Source organism: Polaromonas sp. C04, assembly GCF_002002705.1.
Lineage (GTDB): Bacteria > Pseudomonadota > Gammaproteobacteria > Burkholderiales > Burkholderiaceae_C > Rhodoferax_A.
Genome location: NZ_MUNS01000025.1, coordinates 200,277 through 219,971 on the forward strand (window position 1 = coordinate 200,277; position 19,695 = coordinate 219,971).

At 65.8% G+C, this 19,695-nt stretch carries 16 protein-coding genes and 1 pseudogene; 6 read left to right on the forward strand and 11 right to left on the reverse strand.

Annotated features, from left to right (window positions below):
* Window positions 1–35: 35 nt before the first annotated feature.
* The 3 genes from B0E49_RS07290 (at window position 36) to B0E49_RS07300 (ending at window position 5,067) form a co-directional block, all read left to right on the forward strand.
* Window positions 36–2,504 (forward strand): DNA internalization-related competence protein ComEC/Rec2, encoded by a 2,469-nt coding sequence (locus B0E49_RS07290; RefSeq protein ID WP_077561517.1) that lies wholly within the window; start codon window positions 36–38, stop codon window positions 2,502–2,504.
* Between the two features lie 80 nt (window positions 2,505–2,584).
* Window positions 2,585–4,105: a circularly permuted type 2 ATP-grasp protein gene (locus B0E49_RS07295; protein WP_077561548.1), complete on the forward strand. Its 1,521-nt coding sequence runs from the start codon at window positions 2,585–2,587 to the stop codon at window positions 4,103–4,105.
* A gap of 2 nt (window positions 4,106–4,107) precedes the next feature.
* Window positions 4,108–5,067, forward strand: a complete 960-nt coding sequence (locus B0E49_RS07300; protein ID WP_077561518.1) for an alpha-E domain-containing protein — start codon at window positions 4,108–4,110, stop codon at window positions 5,065–5,067.
* 4 nt (window positions 5,068–5,071) lie between these two features.
* Here the strand turns inward: B0E49_RS07300 and B0E49_RS20085 are convergent, their stop codons facing one another.
* From B0E49_RS20085 to B0E49_RS07330, 7 genes are all read right to left on the reverse strand, one after another.
* Entirely contained in the window at window positions 5,072–5,365 is a 294-nt protein-coding gene (locus B0E49_RS20085) for a type II toxin-antitoxin system RelE/ParE family toxin (protein ID WP_144264476.1), read from the reverse strand.
* On the reverse strand, window positions 5,362–5,586 hold the full coding sequence (locus B0E49_RS07305; RefSeq protein WP_077561519.1) for an addiction module protein: 225 nt from the start codon (window positions 5,584–5,586) through the stop codon (window positions 5,362–5,364). Before B0E49_RS07305 ends, B0E49_RS20085 begins: the two co-directional genes overlap by 4 nt.
* An 85-nt stretch (window positions 5,587–5,671) precedes the next feature.
* On the reverse strand, window positions 5,672–6,154 hold the full coding sequence (locus B0E49_RS07310) for a hypothetical protein (RefSeq protein WP_077561520.1): 483 nt from the start codon (window positions 6,152–6,154) through the stop codon (window positions 5,672–5,674).
* Window positions 6,155–6,286: 132 nt separating this feature from the next.
* Window positions 6,287–7,375 (reverse strand): lytic murein transglycosylase B, encoded by a 1,089-nt coding sequence (gene mltB, locus B0E49_RS07315; protein ID WP_077561521.1) that lies wholly within the window; start codon window positions 7,373–7,375, stop codon window positions 6,287–6,289.
* Complete coding sequence (locus tag B0E49_RS07320) at window positions 7,375–9,381, reverse strand: transglutaminase TgpA family protein (protein ID WP_077561522.1); 2,007 nt, start codon at window positions 9,379–9,381, stop codon at window positions 7,375–7,377. The genes mltB and B0E49_RS07320 overlap by 1 nt, the downstream gene beginning before the upstream one ends.
* Before the next feature lie 682 nt (window positions 9,382–10,063).
* On the reverse strand, window positions 10,064–11,005 hold the full coding sequence (locus B0E49_RS07325; protein WP_286137865.1) for a DUF58 domain-containing protein: 942 nt from the start codon (window positions 11,003–11,005) through the stop codon (window positions 10,064–10,066).
* Window positions 11,006–11,100: 95 nt separating this feature from the next.
* Window positions 11,101–12,021 (reverse strand): AAA family ATPase, encoded by a 921-nt coding sequence (locus tag B0E49_RS07330; protein WP_077561523.1) that lies wholly within the window; start codon window positions 12,019–12,021, stop codon window positions 11,101–11,103.
* A 53-nt stretch (window positions 12,022–12,074) separates the two neighbouring features.
* On the opposite strand from B0E49_RS07330, the gene B0E49_RS07335 reads away from it, so the two are divergent.
* Together B0E49_RS07335 and B0E49_RS07340 are read left to right on the forward strand one after the other, a co-directional pair.
* Window positions 12,075–13,028 carry a histone deacetylase family protein gene (locus B0E49_RS07335; RefSeq protein WP_077561524.1) on the forward strand — a complete coding sequence of 318 codons (954 nt, stop codon included), beginning with the start codon at window positions 12,075–12,077 and terminating at the stop codon, window positions 13,026–13,028.
* Between the two features lie 15 nt (window positions 13,029–13,043).
* A complete protein-coding gene (locus tag B0E49_RS07340; RefSeq protein ID WP_077561525.1) occupies window positions 13,044–14,324 on the forward strand; it encodes a mechanosensitive ion channel family protein in 1,281 nt (426 codons plus the stop codon).
* A gap of 18 nt (window positions 14,325–14,342) precedes the next feature.
* Here B0E49_RS07340 and B0E49_RS07345 read toward each other — a convergent pair whose 3' ends face one another.
* From B0E49_RS07345 to B0E49_RS07360, 4 genes are all read right to left on the reverse strand, one after another.
* Window positions 14,343–15,092, reverse strand: a complete 750-nt coding sequence (locus B0E49_RS07345; protein ID WP_077561526.1) for an ABC transporter ATP-binding protein — start codon at window positions 15,090–15,092, stop codon at window positions 14,343–14,345.
* Window positions 15,089–16,930 carry a branched-chain amino acid ABC transporter ATP-binding protein/permease gene (locus B0E49_RS07350; RefSeq protein ID WP_077561527.1) on the reverse strand — a complete coding sequence of 614 codons (1,842 nt, stop codon included), beginning with the start codon at window positions 16,928–16,930 and terminating at the stop codon, window positions 15,089–15,091. Before B0E49_RS07350 ends, B0E49_RS07345 begins: the two co-directional genes overlap by 4 nt.
* Window positions 16,930–17,985 (reverse strand): branched-chain amino acid ABC transporter permease, encoded by a 1,056-nt coding sequence (locus B0E49_RS07355; RefSeq protein WP_077561528.1) that lies wholly within the window; start codon window positions 17,983–17,985, stop codon window positions 16,930–16,932. The genes B0E49_RS07350 and B0E49_RS07355 overlap by 1 nt, the downstream gene beginning before the upstream one ends.
* Before the next feature lie 70 nt (window positions 17,986–18,055).
* Window positions 18,056–19,204: an ABC transporter substrate-binding protein gene (locus B0E49_RS07360; protein WP_077561529.1), complete on the reverse strand. Its 1,149-nt coding sequence runs from the start codon at window positions 19,202–19,204 to the stop codon at window positions 18,056–18,058.
* Window positions 19,205–19,505: 301 nt separating this feature from the next.
* Between B0E49_RS07360 and B0E49_RS07365 the strand changes: the two are divergent.
* Window positions 19,506–19,695, forward strand: a pseudogene (locus B0E49_RS07365) (electron transfer flavoprotein subunit beta/FixA family protein); the annotation flags it as partial.

Sequence of the window (19,695 nt, forward strand, 5' to 3'; positions counted from 1 at the left end):
CCGCGTTCGGCGCGCGGCCCGTTTAGCATCGCGTCATGCGCAACACTTGGCATCAGGGGGGATACCGGGCCGCAGCCAGGGCCGCGCCGGCCTTCGCGGCGTTGCCCGGCTTTATCGCGGGCACGGCGCTGCAGTTGCAGCAGCCGGTGCTCTGGTTCTGGCCGGTTTATGCATGTTTTGTGCTTGCAGCCCTTGTCCTGTATTGGCTGGTAGCTACTAAATCGATAGTAAATCGGGGTTGGCTCTGGCGCCGGGCCGCCGCGTTTGTGGCGGGGGCAGCGCTGGCAGTTGGCCTGTGCGGCGTGCGCGCCACAGCCTTCGAGCACGACGCGCTGGCGCCTGCGCTGGAGGGCCGCGACATCGCCGTGGTGGGCGTGGTGGCCGCCATGCCGCAGCGCAGCGAGGTCGGGCTGCGCTTTCGCTTCTCGGTCGAGTCGGCGACGCTGGACGGTGCCGCCGTGGCGCTGCCGCCGCAGATCTACCTGAGCTGGTACAGCAGCGGCTACGGCGCCATGGGCGCGCCTGCCAGCGACGCTTCGGCCGCGGTGGTGCAGCCGCTGGCCGACCTGCGCGCCGGCGAGCGCTGGCGCATGACGGTGCGCCTGAAGGCGCCGCACGGCAACAGCAACCCCAATGGGTTCGACTACGAACTGTGGCTGTGGGAGCAGGGCCTGCAGGCCACGGGCTATGTGCGCGCCGGTCCCAAAGACGCCGTGCCGCAGCGCCTGGGCGACACCTGGCAGCACCCGGTGGAGCGCGCGCGCCAGCAGGTGCGCGACGCCATTCAGGTGCGCGTTGCCGAGCGCCAGCTTGCGGGCGTCATCGCGGCGCTGGTGGTGGGCGACCAGAACGCGATCGAGCGCGCCGACTGGGATGTCTTCCGCGCCACGGGCGTGGCGCACCTCATGTCGATTTCTGGTTTGCACATCACCATGTTCGCCTGGCTCGCCGCCGCGCTGGTGGGCGGGCTGTGGCGGCGCTCGGCCCGCTTGTGCCTGTTCTATCCGGCGCCCAGCGCGGCGCTGATCGGCGGTGTGCTGCTGGCCACGGCCTACGCGGTGTTCAGCGGCTGGGGCGTGCCCTCGCAGCGCACCATCTGGATGCTCGCCACCGTGGGCCTGCTGCGCCTGTCCGGGCGGCGCTGGCCGTGGCCGCAGGTCTGGCTGCTGGCCTGCGCGGTGGTGCTGGCCATCGATCCCTGGGCCTTGATGCAGGCCGGGTTCTGGCTCAGCTTTGTTGCGGTGGGTGTGCTGTTTGCTACAGATCCAGGAGCTGGCGGCGTACGACCGGCAGGGGCCAGGGGCCGATTGCTCACCATGGCGCACGAGCAGTGGGTGGTCACGCTGGCGCTCACGCCGCTCACGCTGCTGCTGTTTGGCCAGGTCTCGGTGGTGGGCCTGCTGGCCAATGCGGTGGCGATTCCCTGGATCACGCTGGTGGTCACGCCGCTGTCCATGCTGGGCATCCTGCTGGCGCCGCTGTGGGACGCGGCGGCTTGGGCCATCGCGGCGCTGGGCTGGTACTTGAAGCTGCTGGCGCAGCTGCCGTTCGCTACGGTTTCGATAGCTTCTCCCGCTGTATGGGCAGGGGCTGCAGGCGTTTTTGGCGGTCTTTTGCTGGCGATGCGGCTGCCCTGGTCGCTACGCGTGCTGGGGCTGCCGCTGATGCTGCCGGTGCTCCTGTGGCAGCCGCACCGCCCGCCTGCTGGCCAGTTCGAGCTGCTGGCGGCCGACATCGGCCAGGGCAACGCCGTGATCGTGCGCACCGCCGCGCACACGTTGGTGTACGACACCGGACCGCGGTTCAGCCAGGAGAGCGACGCCGGCCAGCGCGTGCTGGTGCCGCTGCTGCGCGCGCTGGGCGAGCGCGTCGACACCGTGATGCTGAGCCATCGCGACAGCGACCACATCGGCGGCGCACCGGCCGTGCTCGCCATGCAGCCGCAGGCGAGTTTGCTCAGCTCGATCGAGGCCGGGCACGAGCTGCAGGCGCTGCGCCCGGCCACCCGCTGCATCGCTGCGCGCGACGGCGGGCAGCGCTGGAGCTGGGACGGCGTCAGTTTCGAGGTGCTGCGCCCGAACGCGTCGGATTACGAGGCGGCAAACAAACCCAATGCCATGAGCTGCGTGCTGCGTATCTCGAACGGGGCGCAGACGGCGCTGCTGGTGGGCGACATCGAGCAGCCGCAGGAGGCCCGGCTGGTGGCCGATGCCGCCGACCTCATCAAGGCCAATGTGCTGCTGGTGCCCCACCACGGCAGCAAGACTTCCAGCAGCGCGCTGTTTCTCGATGCCGTGCAGCCGCACTGGGCGCTGGTGCAGGCCGGCTACCGCAGCCGCTTCGGCCACCCGGCGCCGCCGGTGCTGGCGCGCTACCAGGAGCGCGGCATCCGCGTGGTTGACTCGGCGCACTGTGGCGCCGCAACCTGGTCGTCGGCGCAGCCCGGGCAGGTCGGCTGCCAGCGCGAGGCCGGGCTGCGCTACTGGCACCACCGCGTGCCTTGAGGGCGTCAAGGGGGCGTCTCTGGCGCAAAACACTGCTGCATATGGCCCAAAACTTGCTAAGCTAGATGCAGGAGATCGCCATGGTCAAATTCGACGAGATGTACACCCGGCTGCCGTATGAGTTCTTCTCTCGCGGCGCGCAGATTCGCGATCACTACAAGATCTACGACGAATGGCTCGCGCGCCAGCCCGGCGACATGATGGCCAAGCGGCGCGAAGAGGCCGAGATGATCTTCCGGCGCGTCGGCATCACCTTCGCGGTCTACGGTGCGAAGGACGAAAATGGTTCCGGCACCGAGCGGCTGATTCCGTTCGACCTGATCCCGCGCATCATTCCGGCGCACGAGTGGGCCGCCCTGGAGCGCGGCCTGGTGCAGCGGGTGACAGCGCTCAACCGCTTCCTGCACGACGTGTACCACGACCAGGAAATCATCAAGGCCGGCCTGATCGAGGCCGACCAGATCGCTCGCAACGCGCAATTCCGCCCGCAGATGGTGGGGGTGGACGTGCCGAACCAGATTTACTCGCACATCGCGGGCGTGGACATCGTGCGCGCGCCCGATGCCCAGGGCAACGGCGAGTACTACGTGCTCGAAGACAACCTGCGCGTGCCCAGCGGCGTCAGCTACATGCTGGAAGACCGCAAGATGATGATGCGGCTGTTTCCCGACCTGTTCAACGCCCATCACGTGGCGCCCGTGGCGCACTATCCCGATCTGCTGCTGGAGACCCTGCGCGCCTCCAGCCCGCCAGCCACGGCCGACCCGACCGTGGTGGTGCTGACCCCCGGCATGTACAACAGCGCCTACTTCGAGCACGCCTTCCTGGCGCAGCAGATGGGGGTCGAGCTGGTCGAGGGCCAGGACCTGTTCGTGCGGGACAATTTCGTGTACATGCGCACCACGCGCGGCCCGCAACGCGTGGATGTGATCTATCGCCGCGTCGATGACGATTTTCTGGACCCGCTGGTGTTTCGTCCCCAGTCCACGCTGGGCTGCGCGGGACTGCTGGAGGTCTACCGCGCGGGCAATGTGAGCATCTGCAACGCGGTCGGCACCGGCATCGCCGACGACAAGTCGATCTACCCGTACGTGCCCCGGATGATCGAGTTCTACCTGGGCGAGAAGCCGATCCTGAACAACGTGCCCACGCACATCTGCCGCCGCCCGGACGACCTGAATTACGTGCTGGCCCACCTGAAGGACCTGGTGGTCAAGGAGGTGCATGGCGCGGGTGGTTACGGCATGCTGGTCGGTCCGGCCTCGACCACCGCCGAGATTGAAGAATTCCGCCAGGCGCTGCTCGCCAACCCCGGCGGCTACATTGCGCAGCCCACGCTCAGCCTGTCGAGCTGCCCGACCTTTGTCGAGAGCGGCATCGCGCCGCGCCACATCGACCTGCGCCCGTTCGTGCTGTCGGGCAAGGAGGTGCAGATGGTGCCGGGCGGCCTCACGCGCGTGGCGCTGAAGGAGGGCTCGCTGGTGGTGAACTCGTCGCAGGGCGGCGGCACCAAGGACACCTGGGTTCTCGAAATGGGGGCCAGGCCCGTGGCCCAGGCACCATCGCAGTCTCAATCCCAGTCGTCGGCTGCAAGGAGTTAAAAATGTTGTCACGTACCGCCGACCACCTGTTCTGGATGTCCCGCTACACCGAGCGGGCGGAGAACACCGCGCGCATGATCGACGTCAACTACCAGACCGCGCTGCTGCCGCAGTCGGCCGTGGTGGCGCAACTGGGCTGGCAGGGGCTGCTGTCCATCAGCGAACTGCTGCCGATGTACACCGCCAAGCATGGCGAGGTCACGTCACGCGGTGTGATGGAGTTCATGGTCAGGGACGAAAGCAACCCGTCCAGCATCCTGTCGTGCCTGCGCGCCGCGCGCGAGAACGCGCGCGCCGTGCGCGGCACGCTGACCACCGAAGTCTGGGAAACGCAGAACCAGACCTGGCTGGAGGTCAACCGCATGCTGCGCGCGGGTGAATTCGAGCAGGACCCCGGGCAGTTCTTTGAATGGGTCAAGTTCCGCTCGCATCTCTCGCGCGGCGTGACCGTGGGCACCATGCTGATGGACGAGGCGCTGTACTTCATGCGCCTGGGCACCTTCCTGGAGCGCGCCGACAACACGGCGCGCCTGGTGGATGTGAAGTTCCACGCGGTGCAGAGCGACTTCTTCGGCGCCGCCACCGAGCAGGATCAGGAGTACGACTTCTACCACTGGAGTGCGATTTTGCGCAGCGTCTCGGGCTTCGAGGTCTATCGCAAGGTGTACCGCGACGTGATTAAACCCGAGCGCGTGGCCGAGCTGTTGATCCTGCGTGCCGACATGCCGCGCTCGCTGCACGCCAGCCTCAACGAGGTGGTCAGCAACCTGCACCTCGTGGCGAGCGACGCGGCCAGCGAAACCCTGCGCCGCGCCGGCCGCTTGCGCGCCGACGTGCAATACGGCCGCATCGACGAAATCCTGGCCACCGGGCTGCATGCGTTTCTCACGCAGTTCCTCGACCGTGTGAACGAGCTGGGCGCGCACATCAGCCGGGAGTTTCTGGTGCCGGCGGCGGGCTGATTGACTATACCCGTTTGACCCAGTAATCAGGGCGGCGTTTATGGGCCGCAATCGCCAGAACTTCGATTTCTCCGCCTACGGCACGGTGCAAAACGCTGTACGGAAAACCTGCAATCCGCCGTCTACGGATGTCTGGCGGATGTTCAACTGCAAAGCGTTGTGGTGTTGCGCAAACCTGAACCATGGCCGATTCAAATGCGGTCAGGTAGCGGCCACCCAAACCGCGCTGGCGGGACTCATAGAACGCGACATGCTCAAGATGCTCGACCCGCGCATTCGGGTGAAAGAAATAGCTCACCGCAGAAGTGCTTGTCCCTCTTGCCGGACCTGCTCTGCCGGGATGCGCTGAACGCGGCCCTCGTCTATGTCTTGCGCTCTACGCGCCGCCTGCGCGAACCAGAGCTGCTCGATTTCCGGCTCCGTCAGCGTGTCGAGGCTGGACAGCAACTGCTCGGCAAGAGTCGCCCGGTCCTTGGCGGACAGATGCAAGGCTTCACGGCTGATGACTTCGATATTCATGCGGAAATGGTAGCACTTTCCGCTCTTGTGGTTAGGAACGGGTGACCTGTTTGGTGGTTCCAATTCAGCAACAATAATGCGAGTCCTACTTTAAGAGGCGTACTAACTGTCTGACGTGATCGAGGCGCGCCATATTGTCGTGCTCGGCCGAGTCCGTGAAGACCATGACAACGAGGTCTGCAAACTTTGACATTGGTAGGTTCACGCCTTCGGCATCGCACTCCTGGCTCACCATACGGACGATGTCGGTGGCAGCCTCCACCGAGAAGGCTGGCGGCATTCCCGGACTAGGTCGACGACGTTGGCGTTGGCGTGGCGCTATGCTCCCGGCGGGAATTTCAACGGGCTTGTCAAGCTCGCCATTTGGCAACCCCAACTTGACCTCGTATTCGCGCGCATTGCCCTCGCTAACGTCGCGGTTCGGGTTGGGTCCAGTCATCTGCACAAGGAACGATGCATTACTGTAGCCGAGGCGTTGAGCCAACGTTGCGGGGCCGCCGCTGTCAGAAATGAGGTTTCGCAGATTTTGACGGCGATAGTCTTTCAGCGTCGCCAATATTTCGCACATGGATTCTCTCCCTCCCTATAAATACAGTTTGTTGTATTTCTCATCGTGGTTTGAAACATCGCTTTTCCGATTTTCCGCGTAGCTCAGGCCGATGAGCAGATCAAGCGCATGCTTCTTATATCAACCAGAATCTTACTGTCCATCCCTCATCGCCGCCGCCACCTGCTGCCCCAGCTCCAGCACCGCCATCGCGTAGTAGCTCGACTGGTTGTAGCGCGTGATCACGTAGAAGTTCTCGGTGCCGGCCACATAGGTGGGCCCGTCATCGCCGTTTTCCAGTTCGATCAATGCCAGAGGGCCGGGGTTCTTGAGCGCATCGCCTTGCAGGACGGCACCCTTGGCCATGAAGCCGGCGACGCTGAAGGTGGGCAGGATGTCGGGCGCCAGCAGGGCGGCCAGGTCGAGCCTGGCGGGATCAAAACTCACGGGATAGGTAGCCGGCATGCCCGGGTGCCAGCCGAATGCACGGAAATAGTTGGCCACCGAACCGATGGCGTCTACCGCGCTGCCCGACAGATCGATCCTGCCGTCGCCATCGAAGTCCACGGCGAAACGGCGCCAGCTCGACGGCATGAACTGCGGCATGCCCATGGCGCCGGCGTAGCTGCCCAGCGGCGCCAACGGGTCCACGCCAGTGCGGCTGCTCAAAGTCAAAAACTGTTCGAGCTCGCCCTTGAAGAATTCACTGCGCGCCGCCGCCCGCGGGTGTGCGGTCGGGAAATCGAACGCCAGCGTGGCCAGTGCATCGATCACGCGAAAGCTGCCCATTTGCTGGCCGTAGATGGTCTCCACGCCGATGATGCCGACGATGATTTCGGGTGGCACGCCATATTCCTGCTCGGCGCGCACCAATGCATCGCGGTTGGCCTGCCAGAAGCGCACGCCGGCGCGGATCCGGATGGGGTCGATAAAGCGGCTGCGGTACACCTGCCAGTTCTTGGCGGTGCCCTTGGGTGCCGGCAGCATGAGGCGCGCCACGTTCGGCAGATAACAGGCCTGGCCGATCGCCTGGCGCACCCACGCGGGGTCGAGGTTGCGGCGCTGCGCGATGTCGTCGGCGGCGCGCATGGCGTCGTCACGCGTGGCATAGGCGGGGCCTTGTGTGGGGCCGCTGGCGGCCCCGGCCTGTACCTTGATTCTCAAGGGTTTTTGGGCTGTAGCCCCCGTGGACAGTGCGCAAGCCGCTATAAAAACAAGAGTAAATGGAATGAATCTCGACATCAGCGGGGCCAGTGGAGTTGTTTGAATGCGCGTTGCAGTGTAGCCAGAGAGCCGTGCGGGTCTCTGGCATAGCGCTGCGCCTCGAGCTGCAGCAGCCATTGCACCAGGGCCGTGGCGGCACTGCCAAAGCGCAGTTGTACGGCGTCGGCCATTTGCCGCGGCGGCGTGGTTGGTGCGAGGTCGAGCCCGGCCTCCCGCAGCCTGGTGCGCGCTCTCTCGAGCAGGCGCAGCCAGGGGTCGTGCTGGCGCCGCTCCCACAGTGTCCAGGCGGCGATGCACAGGCTTACCCCCACGATGATGCCGATCAACACGTAGCTCAGGTCTTCCCAACTGGGCGAGTCGAAGCCGAGGTTCTTGAGCAGGTTCAACTGCTTGCTCTGCGTGTAATTCAGCACCCACTGGTTCCAGTTGTTGTTCATGGCGTCCCACAGGGCGCGCAGGTCCAGCGCCAGGTCGGGGCTGACGCTGCCGATGGCCGAGGCGATGAATCCGCGCGGCGCCTGCAGCCGCGCCAGCGTGCCGATGCGCCCGGGGGCGACGGCGCCGGTCGGGTCCACGCGCACCCAGCCACGGCCGGCCTGCCAGACCTCGGCCCAGGCGTGGGCATCGCTCTGGCGCACGGTCCAGAAGCCATCGACGCTGTTGCGCTCGCCGCCCTGGTAGCCGGTGACCACGCGCGCCGGCACACCCAGCGCGCGCATCAGCACCACAAAGGCCGACGCGATGTGTTCGCAAAACCCCTGCTTGCGGTCGAACCAGAATTCGTCGGCGCTGTTGGGGCCGTACACGCCGGGCTCCAGCGTGTACACATAGCCGCCGCTGCGCAGTCGCGCCAGCACCACATTGACGAGCGTGGCTGCGTCGGCGCTTGCATAGCGCGGGTCGCGCCGAATTTCGGCCGCCAGCGCCAGCGTGCGCGGATTGAAGCCGGCGGGCAGCGCGACATCGTCCCGCAAACTGGCCGTGGCGCGCTGTGGCCCCTGTTGATAGTCGACATGGCTCTCCGCCTGGTAGCGCACGATGTCAGTGAGGGGGCGGTCGGTGCGCCATTGCAGATCGGGCGTCATCGTCAGCGCGCAGCCGGGCAGCTCGGGCTTTTGATCGGCCACATCGAGCACGAACAGCCATGGCCGATTCGTGGGCTCCAGCGTAACTTCATATTTGATCGCGCTGCCAAATACCTGCAGATCGGCAGGCGCGCGCGCATGCGGTGCCAAGCCGGCATCAAGGCGTGACGCCCGAGGCCGCCATTCGCGGCCGTCGAACGCGGCCAGCACCGGACCGCGAAAGTACAGGTCGGATTGCGGCGGCACCGGTCCTGCAAAACGGATGCGCATGGCAATGCTGTCGTCCAGCGCCAGGCTCGCGATGGTGCCGACCTGCATGCTGGCCGAGAGCCCGCTGCGCCCGACCATGGCGTCGCTCGGAATGCCCCACAGCGGCGCCAGCCGCGGGAACAGCACGAACAGAACGGCCATGATGGGCGCGCCCAGCAGCGCCATCCAGCTGGCGGTTTTGGCGGCCTGCAGCAGCGGCGGCTTGCCCACCGGCATATGGGCGTTGACCAGTGCCGTCAGCAAACCCAGCAGCGCCACCAGCATGGCCGCGGCGGTGAGCAGCGACTGCGAGAAAAAGAAATTCGTGAGCATCGTGAAGAAGCCCAGGAAGAAGATCACGAACGCATCGCGGCGCGCGCGCAGCTCCAGCGTCTTGAGCGCCAGCAGCACGACGATCAGCGTCACGCCGGCGTCGCGGCCCAGCAGCGTGCGGTGCGTGGCCAGCGTGGCGCCGATCGCCACGACCAGCAGGCCGAGCAGGCACCAGTTGCCGGGCAGCGGGCGCGAGGTGAAGGCCAGCCAGCCGCGCCACAGCAGTACGCCGGCGGCCAGCACGCTGCACCACAGCGGCAGATGGCTGACCTGCGGCAGGATGACCCAGCCGATGACCACCAGCAGGAACAGGGTGTCGCGGGCCTCGCGTGGCAGGGTGGCCAGGCGGGTCAGCATGCCGGTTCCGCTGCTGGCATTGCGGGTTTGTGCCTGTCATTCCCGGCTTGACCGGGAATCCACGGTGGTTGACCGTTGCGGCTGCCATCGGCGCAGGCCGGGTCTCGCTGCGGCGGGAGGGAGTCGGGATATGCGCCCGACGGCGCAGTAACTTTCTTTTGCTTCGCCAAAAGAAAGTCACCAAAGAAAAGGCGAGCCGCAGACACGGCCCCTGCGGGGTGCCTTGCGCTGCTCGGGGCCAGCGGGAAGCGCGCAAACTCGCCCTGCGGGCTCAGACAGCGCGCGCTTCTTGATCCGCTTGCCCCTGCGCTGCTCAGCCGTGCCAGGACGGCGGGGACCGAAGACCAAGACCAAGACAAATTCAACACCAGATACAGGACCCTACAAGGACGCGCCATGGCGCGTCCCTGTTGACTTGGGTGTCTGGCTGTTTCGGCTGTCCTCACGCCGTCATGAGGAGGCGAGTAGCGCAGGGCCGGGCGGATCAGGGGCGCAGATGTTTGAGGCGATAGCCGAGTTTCTGCGCACCCCGCCCGGCGCGAGCAACGCAGCGTGCCCGTATAGCGGGCCGATGAATCCGGCTCGCCTTTCTTTTGCTTACTTTGCTTTGGCGAAGCAAAGAAAAGTGAGGCGCCCGCCGGGGCGCAACCCGGCCAACCGGCGCATCCAAGGCGACGCGCATTCAACATAACGCCAGCGCCTCCAGGCACCGCTTGCGATGCGCGGGACCGCTATCCGGCTGGATTTCCACCCCCGGCAGCCGCAACCCGTAATCGATCCCGAGCCGGTCTGCAGCCAGCACCCAGGCGCACAGCCGCGAGAGCCGGTGCTCGGTGCTGCGCGGACCGGCCTGCGCCAGGTCCAGCCACAGCTCGTAGCGCTGGACCTGCTCGGTGTCGCGGCTGACGAGCTCGTCAGAGCCGCGGGCCAGGGCTTTGGCGGCCTGTTTCCAGACCACCCGCTTCAAGGGGTCGCCGCGCCGGTAGGCCCGCACACCATCGAACTCCGTGCCGCCCTGCACCTGCGTTGCAGCCGGGCCGCCCGAGCGCGGTTCGCCGGCGGGCAACGGTGGCGCAAAAGCTTCCGGCTTGGGATAGACCAGCACCTGTGCGGCGGGCCGCCAGACCGTCCAGACACGGAACGTGCCCAGTGGAAAGCGGGTTTCGGCCGTCAGCGTGGGCGCGCGGTGCAGGCCGCGCTGACCGGGCTGGAAGGCCACTTGCACCGTGGCGCTGCCCTGCGCCGGCACGTCGGTCCAGGCCCAGTGATGGGCGCCCAGCACGGACAGGCCAATGCCGTGCCGCACGGACCGGCGCCGGCTCACAAGATTGATATCAAACAGGGCGCTAGCCCCCATGAAACATTCACCAGGCGCTATCAAGTTCATAGTGATGCCGCGCAGCGTGCCGTGGCACACGTACATACCGACCACCGCGCTGCCGGCCAGCAGGAAGGTCAGCAGATAGCCCAGGTTGAGCTGGTAATTGATGGAGGCCACCAGCAGCACGGCCAGGGTCGCGCCCAGCATGGCGCCGGCGCGCGTTGGCAGGATGTAGACGTTGCGCTGGGTCAGGGTGATGCTGTCCGACAGCGGCAGCCGTGCCTGCCACCACTGGCGAACCAGGCCAACCGGGTTGAACCAGGCCGTTCGGGCTGAGCTTGTCGAAGCCCCGTGTGCTTGCAGCCCTTCGACGGGCTCAGGACGAACGGTGGTTGCGCTCACGGCAGCGGCACGACCTCGATCATGGCGCGCACCTGCTCCACCGAACCGCGCCCGGCGTCGCCCACCGGGGTCAGGCGGTGTGCCACGGTCTGCGCCAGGATCGCCTGCACATCGTCCGGCGCGGCGTAGTCGCGCCCGCACAGGAGCGCCTGCGCCTTGGCGGCGCGCAGCACGGCAATGCCGGCGCGCGGGGACAGGCCCATGGCGAACCAGCGGCCCGAGCGCGTGGCGGCCACCAGATCCTGCACGTAGTTGAGCAGCGGCTCGGCCGCATGCACCTGCAGCACCTGCTGCTGCAGGCTGTGCAGATCATCCAGCGTGAGCATGCCGGGCAGCGCCTCCACCATGTCGCGCCGGTCGCTGCCGGTCAGCAGCTGGCGCTCGGCGGCGCGGTCCGGGTAACCCAGCGAGATGCGCATCAAAAAGCGGTCGAGCTGCGACTCGGGCAGCGCGTAGGTGCCGAGCTGGTCGTGCGGATTTTGCGTGGCGATCACGAAGAACGGCGAGGGCAGGGCGCGGGTTTCGCCCTCCACGGTGACCTGCTTTTCCTCCATGGCTTCGAGCAGCGCGCTCTGGGTTTTCGGGCTGGCGCGGTTGATCTCGTCGGCCAGCAGCACCTGCGCGAAGATCGGGCCGGGGTGGAACACGAAGGCCTCCTTGCCGCGCTCGTAGATCGATACGCCCGAGAGGTCGCTGGGCATCAGGTCGGCGGTGAATTGCACGCGCGAAAAATGCAGGCCAAAGGCGCGCGCCAGCGCATGGGCCAGCGTGGTCTTGCCGACCCCGGGGACGTCCTCGATCAACAGGTGCCCGCCCGCCAGCAGGCAGGCCACGCAGTCCTGGACCTGAACCGGTTTGCCGACAATCACCATGTTAAGCTGATTCAGAAGCGATTTGAGTTTTTCCTGGTGCTGCATGACATGACCATAACCGAAAAGTTTTCGGGAAATTCGAGACAAAGGCCGACGCCGTGAACAAGACAGGCTATTTCACCCACCCCGAGTGCCGCAAGCATGAAATGGGGCCGGGCCACCCCGAATGCCCCGAGCGCCTTGACGCCATTGCGGACCGGCTGCTGATCACGGGCGTGCGTGATGCGCTGGATCTGCGCGAGGCACCAGAGGCCTCGCTGTCCGACATCGAACTGGCGCACGACCGCATGTATGTGGCGTCCTTGCGCGGCCTCTCCGACGGGCTCAAGGAAGAAATTCTGGCCGGCGGTCCCGCCTATGCCCAGGTGGACCCGGACACCGCCATGAACGAGCACACCTGGGATGCGGCGCTGCATGCGGTCGGGGCGGTACTGGCGGCGACCGACGCGGTGGTGGCGGGCGAACTGGAAAACGCGTTTTGCGCGATACGCCCGCCCGGGCACCATGCGGGCCGCAACAAGGCCATGGGCTTCTGCTTTTTCAACAACGTGGCCATCGGCGCCAAATATGCGCTGGAGCGGCATGGCCTGAAGCGCGTCGCGATCGTGGACTTCGACGTGCACCATGGCAACGGCACCGAGGACATCCTGAGCGGCGACGACCGGGTGCTGATGGTGGGTTTCTTTCAACACCCGTTTTACCCATATACCGGCACCGAATTCCCGGCCGACAACATGGTGAATGTGCCGGTGCCGGCCTACACGCGCGGCATGGCCATCCGCGAGTTGATCGACATCGTCTGGCTGCCGCGCCTGGACGCCTTCAAGCCCGAGATGATTTTCATGAGTGCCGGTTTCGATGCGCACCGCGAGGACGACATGGGCCAGCTCGGCCTGACCGAGCAGGACTACGCCTGGATCACCTGGCGCATCAAGGAGATGGCCCGGCGCCATGCCAAAGGCCGCATCGTCTCCTGCCTGGAGGGTGGCTATAACCTGAGTGCATTGGCGCGCAGCGTGGAAGCGCACCTGCGTGTGCTGGCCGACGTTTGACCGGGAGGAGCTTGCATGGCAGGCGTAATGGCTGCACCGCCGCAGATTGACGACCTTCACGACTGGTTTGTCGCGCTGACGCAACCGACGGCGCTGACCGAGCTGGCGGTGCTGGCCGGCTGCGTCGTGCTGGCCTGGGGACTGGTCTGGCTGGCGCGGCGGTCTGCGGGAGTGCCGGACCCCAACTCCATCTGGTTTGGTCGCAGGATCATTGACGGCGTGATGTTTCCGCTGCTGTTGTTGTGTGCCGGCTATGTGGCGCGGGAGGCATTGGCACACCGGATCCCGATGGCGGTGTTCCGGATCGCGCTTCCGGTTCTGGTGTCGCTGGCGACGATCCGGCTCGGTGTCAAGGTCTTGCAGGTTGCCTTCAAGGCGGCGCCCCTCGTGCGTGCGCTGGAGCGGACCATCTCGTGGCTGGCCTGGATCGCCATGGTGCTGTGGGTCAGCGGTCTGCTGCCGCTGGTGATTGATGAGCTGGACCAGATCACCTGGAAAGTGGGGGGCAGCCGGATTTCGGTCACGACGATGATCGCGGGCGCGTTGACCGCGGGAGCGGTGCTGCTGGTCACGCTGTGGATCTCGGCGGCCATCGAGGGCCGTCTGCTGCGCAAGGCGACGGGCAGTGAGCTGTCCGTGCGCATTGCCATCAGCAATGCGATCCGCGCGCTGTTGATGTTTGTCGGGTTGCTGGTGGCCTTGTCGGCCGTCGGCATCGACCTCACGACACTCTCGGTGCTGGGCGGCGCGATCGGCGTGGGCATCGGCCTGGGCCTGCAGCAGCTGGCGGCCAACTATGTCAGCGGCTTTGTCATCCTGGCCGAGCGCAGCGTGCGCATTGGCGACAACGTGCGCGTCGATACCTTTGAGGGCCGCATCACCAACATCAATGCCCGCTACACCCTGATCCGCTCGACTTCCGGTCGCGAGTCCATCGTGCCCAACGCGATGATGACGGCCCAGCGGGTGGAAAACCTCTCGCTGGCCGATACACGGGTGTGGCTGTCCACGGTGGTATCGGTCGGCTACGAGAGTGACGTGGATCTGGTGATGCGCCTGCTGGTCGATGCCGCAGCCCGATGCCCGCGCGTGCTGCGCGATCCCGCGCCCGCCGCGGCGCTGTCGGCGTTCGGCGCCGACGGCCTGGAGTTCACGGTGGGCTTCTGGATTTCAGACCCCGAGAACGGCCAGCTCGGCCTGCGCTCGCAGATCAATCTGGCGATCCTGCGCTCGCTGCGCGAGCACCACATCGACATTCCGTACCCGCAGCGGGTGGTTCACGTCAAGCCAACCTGAGGTGCGGCGTCAAGGTCTTCAGGTCTTGCCGAGGCCCAGGTAGGTGGCGGCCACACGCGCATCGTGCATCAGCTCGCCCGCCGGGCCTTCGAGCGTGATGCGGCCGGTCTCCAGCACATAGCCGTAGTCGGCCACCTGCAGGGCCGCGCGCGCATTCTGTTCGACCAGCAGAATGCCGACGCCGCTTTGCCTGAGTCCCGAGATGATGTGGAAAATTTCCCGCACCACCAGCGGCGCCAATCCCAGGCTGGGCTCATCGAGCATCAGGACCTTGGGTTTGGCCATGAGCGCGCGGCCGATTGCGAGCATCTGGCGTTCACCGCCCGACAGCGTGCCCGCCAGTTGCTTGCGGCGCTCGGCCAGGCGGGGGAACAGGCGGTACACCTCGGCCTGGGTCGCCTCGGCGCCGCGGCCGCGCCAATCGAGCCGGACCTTGGCGCCCAGCAGCAGGTTGTCTTCCACCGTCATGGTGGCGAACAGTTCGCGCTTTTCCGGCACCAGGCTCAGGCCGTGCGCCACGCGCATCTCGATCGAGCCGCGCTCGCGCTGACCCAGAAAATGCACCTCGCCGCTGGCGGGCAGCACGCCCATCACGGCGTTGAGCAGGGTGGATTTACCGGCGCCGTTGGGGCCGATCACGGTCACGATGCTGCCCGCAGCGACCTGCAGCGAGGCGTCGTGCAGCGCGCGGACCTTGCCGTAGTCGACCGAGAAATTGCGCACCGCCAGAACGGGAGCCGGCGGATGCGGGGTCGCGGGCGCGTTCATTCGACCCCTCCCAGATAGGCTTCGATCACGGCCGGGTCCTGCCGCACGTCTTGCGGAGCACCTTCGGCGATGCGGCTGCCGAAGTCCATCACCACCAGGCGATCGACCAGTCCCATGACGAAATCCATGTCGTGTTCGACCAGCAGCACGCTGACACCTTCGCTGCGCAGCTGGCGCAGCACCGCGGCCAGCGCCTGTTTTTCCTGGTGGCGCAGCCCGGCGGCGGGCTCGTCCAGCAGCAGCAGTACCGGGTCGGACGCCAGCGCCCGCGCAATCTCCAGCAGGCGCTGCTGGCCCAGCGCCAGGCTGCCGGCCTCGCGCAGGCCGTGACTGCCCAGGCCGACCCGTTCCAGCTCGGTGCGTGCCTGTGCGAACAGGCTGGCCTCTTCTACCCGATTCAGTCGCAGCGCGCCTGCCAATGCACCCCTGGCGCCGCGCAGATGCGCGCCGATGGCGACGTTCTCGATGGCGCTCATCGCGGGCATCAACCGTACATGCTGGAAGGTGCGCGCCATGCCGGCCCTGGCCATCCAGCGCGAGGGCCGGCCATCGACCCGCTCTCCCATGAAGTACACCTCGCCGGCACTCAGGGGCAGCACGCCGCTGACCAGGTTGAACATGGTGCTTTTGCCGGCACCGTTGGGCCCGATCAGCCCGACAATCTCGCCCGCGGCCAGCGTGAAGCTCACATCGTTGACGGCCACCAGGCCGCCGAAGGTCTTGCGCGCCAGCCGCACATCGAGCACGGGGCTGCCGTGCGCCGGCTTTTCGCGCTGTGTCAGGGCGCGCGCGTGGCTGATTGCGCGCAGGCCGGCGGCCGGGGTCATTTCACTGGGCGCTGCAGCGCCCCCGGTGCGGCGCCCCAGCGGCCACAATACCGCGCGCACCATCAGGGGCCACAGGCCGGCCGGCGCGCGTTGCAACAAAAGAATCATCAACAGGCCCGTGACGATCACTTCGAAATTGCCACTTTGCCCAAGCAGCCCCGGCAGCACGCCCTGCAGCCAGTCGCTCAGCAAGGTCATGAGTGCAGCGCCCACGAGTGCGCCCCATACATAGCCAGCCCCGCCGACCACGGCCATGAACAGGTAGCCGATGCCGGCATTCAATCCGAACGGCGTCGGATTCACGGCGCGCTGCAGATGCGCATAGAGCCAGCCTGAGAGCCCGGCCAGCACGGCGGCGAGCACGAACGCCAGCATCTTGGTGCGCGTGGTGTTGACGCCGCACGATTCGGCCATCACGACGCCTCCTTTGAGCGCACGAATGGCCCGCCCCGAGCGGGAATCGAGCAGGTTCAGCGTGGCCATGATGGACAGCGCGACGATCAGCCAGATCAGCAGATAAATGTGCCGGCCGCTGCGCAGGTCGAAGCCGAAGATGCTGATCGGCGGAATGCCGGTGATGCCGTCGAACTTTTTCAGCACATCCAGGTTGCCGAACAGATAGTAAATGCTCAGGCCCCAGGCCAGCGTGCACAGCGGCAGGTAGTGGCCCGACAGGCGCATGGTGATCGCGCCCAGCGCCGCTGCGGCCAGCACCGTGACGGCCACGCCCGCAACCAGCCCGATCCAGGGTGATGCGCCATAGCTGGTGGTCAGCACGGCGCTGGCATAGGCGCCCAGCCCGACGAACGCGGCCTGCCCGAACGAGGTCATGCCCGCAATGCCGGTGAGCAACACCAGCCCCAGCGCCACCAAGCTGTACATGCCGATGTAGTTGGCCAGCGTGATCCAGTACTCGGGCACCGGCAGGATCGCCATCGCGACCATGACCGCCAGCCACAGCACGATGCCGGCCTGGCCCAGGCGCTGGCGGGACGGCGTCGGCCCGGCCATTATTCTTCCTCCTCGTCGAGCAGCGTGTGGCTGCTGAAGGAGCGCCAGGCCAGCACCGGCACGATGAGGGCGAACACCAGCACCTCCTTGTAGGCGCTGGCCCAGAATGAGGCGTAAGCCTCGAGCAGGCCCACCAGCAACGCGCCGCCTGCGGCGATCGGGTAACTGACCATGCCGCCGATGATGGCGCCGACAAAGCCCTTCAGGCCGATCACGAAGCCGGAGTCGTAATACAGCGTGGTGACCGGGCCGATCAGGACGCCGGAGAACGCACCGATCAAGCCCGCCAGCAGAAAGGCCAACTGGCCCGAGTGCGCCACTTCGATGCCGACCAGGCGCGCGCCAAGGCGATTCACGGCCGTGGCGCGTAAGGCCTTGCCGGCGACTGTCGCGCTGAAAAACAGCGACAGCGCCGCCATGATTAGCACCGAGGCGACGATCACCGAAAGTCCTTGTCCGGTCAGGCTCAGTGGGCCCAGGTCAAAGCGCAAATCCGAGAACGACATGGAGCGCGCGCCTTCGGCGCCGAACATCACCAGCCCGAGCCCGAGCATCACGAAGTGCACCGCCACCGCGACGATCAGCAGCACCAGCACACTGGCATGGGCCAGAGGCTCGAACGCGAGCCGGTACCACATCGGTGCCAGCGGTGCGACGATCGCCAGCGTGAGCGCCACCTGTGCGGGCAACGACAGCGTTTGCGGCGTGATGAATTTTGTCAGCAGGTAGACGCCGGCTGGCCACACCAGGTTGATGAGGATGGAGTTTCTCAGCATGTGGCCGGTATCGGGCAGTGCGCCGGGGCGCAGCCGGCTCCACACGTCCTTGATGAATACGGCCAAGCCCATGACCAGCAACAACCAGACGACGGCTGGAAAGTTGCCGGCCTGCAGCGTGGCCATGGTGAGCGCGCCGTAGGTCACCATCTCGCCCTGCGGGATGAAGATCACCCGGGTCACGGCAAATACCAGCACCAGGCCCACGGCCAGCAGCGCATAGACGGCACCGGTCGTGATGCCATCCTGCGCCAGAATCAGGGCAATTGAAGCGTCCATCGGGATTTACACAAGAAAAAAGGCGTTGCGCTTACGGGCAACGCCTGACAGAACAAGGCGGGAGGGGACTTTAGTTGACGAGTTTCCACTTTCCGTTCTGGATCTGTACCATCACGCGCGAGCGCTGGTCGAACCCCATGTGGTCCGTCTTGCTCATGTTCATGATGCCGTGCGTCGTGACCAGATTCGTGGTGTTCTCGATCGCATCGCGCAGTGCGCGGCGGAACTCCTTGGTGCCCGGCTGTGCCGTCTTGAGGGCGATGGGGACGGCGTTTTTGAGGATCAGGTAAGTGTTCCAGGCGTGGGCCGAGAACGAGTTGGCCGGGTCGCGCGGATAGGCGGCGTCGTACAGCTTCATGAACTCGAGTGAGACTTTCTTGATCGGGTTGCTGTCGGGCAATTGCGTGGCCACCACAAACGGGCCCGCCGGCAGGTACGCGCCTTCGACGTCCTTGCCACCGACGCGCAGGAAGTCTTCATTGATGACGCCGTCCGTGAAGTAGATCTTGCCCTTGTAGCCGCGCTCCTTGAGGGTCCTGGCGGGCAATGCGGCGGGCGTGCCGGAGGCGGCGATCATGATCGCGTCGGGGTTGGCCGCCATGAGCTTGAGGACCTGGCCGATCACGCTGGTGTCGGTGCGCGAATAGCGCTCCTGCGCCACCACGTTGAGTTTTCGCGGGCCCGCCAGCGTGTTGAACACGCTCATCACGCCTTCGCCGTAGGCATCGTTGAAGCCGATGAGCCCCACCGTCTTGATGCCATGGTCGGCCATGTGGGCGGTCATGGCCGTCATCATGATGGCGTCGGTCTGCGGCGTCTTGAACACCCAGAAGCGCTTGGCATCCACCGGGTCGACGATGCTGATCGACGACGCGATGGAAATCATGGGCGTCTGCGAATCGGCAGCCACGTCGATCATTGCCAGGCTGGCGGGCGTCGTGGACGAGCCCATGATGATGTCGACCTTGTCTTCGGAGACGAACTTGCGGCTGTTCTTGACGGCCGCCACCGGATCGGAGGCGTCATCGAGCACGATGTATTCGATCTTTTTGCCGGCGATTTCCTTTGGCATGATGGCAAAAGCCATCTTTTCGGGGATCCCCAGCGAGGCCGCCGGCCCGGTGGTGGAGATGGTGACGCCGACCTTGATCTGGGCGTTTGCCGCGAGAGGCAGGATCGACAGGCCGAAGGCAGATGCCAGCAGGAGCTTCTTGAACATGGGTTTTTCCAATCTCTGAATTTGCTGGTCCCAACTATAAGAGCGTTGCAGGCTTGCACACGTCATGACTTACCCGAATTAGCCAACCGACTGGTCGGGCAATTGTCGGCAGGCGGGCGCACGGCTCGGGGTCGGGCTCGAATCCAGGGGCGTGGAGTATTTATAATAAAAGCACGGTCGTTCGGTTTTGTTTGTAGCCCCGAGCACAGGCCTCGCGTCGTCGCGTGGCGTTGATGCTTCGCCGCATAGAATCGACAGGGTTACACCAACGTCTATTCAATAACTCAATGGAGCCGCAATCATGAAGGTCCTGGTAGCAGTCAAGCGCGTGGTCGATTACAACGTCAAGGTGCGCGTCAAGTCGGACGGCACTGGCGTGGACATCGCCAACGTGAAGATGAGCATGAACCCCTTTGACGAGATCGCCGTCGAAGAGGCCGTGCGCTTGAAAGAAAAAGGCATTGCCACGGAAGTCATCGCCGTCTCGTGCG